Annotated in this window: 1 protein-coding gene; it reads right to left on the reverse strand. The window is 59.5% G+C overall.

The window, feature by feature from the left end:
• Nucleotides 1-373: DNA topoisomerase (locus tag Q4563_RS17030; RefSeq protein WP_303605334.1), on the reverse strand; the 373-nt coding region annotated here is incomplete at both ends.

Consider the following 373-nt stretch of genomic DNA (forward strand, 5'->3'; position numbering starts at 1 on the left):
CTGGTGGGCTTGTCTTCACGCTTGCTGACGGCAAAGGGCAATTTGCTCAGCTGGTCGATCAGGGCATGGGTATCGGCGGCATTGGTGGGGCGGAATTCCTTGCCTTGATAGCGAATCAGCTGCGCCCGTAACACTTCACCGCTGTCGGTACTGAGGTTGGCAAAGGCTTCCCAGAATTCTTCTGGAATAAAGGCGCGGATTTCCCGCTCGCGCTCGACAATCAGGCGCACGGCTACCGATTGCACGCGTCCGGCTGACAGGCCGCGGGCAATTTTGCTCCACAGCAGTGGCGACAGCATAAAGCCCACCACGCGATCGAGGAAGCGCCGTGCCTGCTGGGCATTGACGCGGTTCATATTCAGGTCGGAGGGCT

The organism is Gilvimarinus sp. 1_MG-2023, from assembly GCF_030548285.1.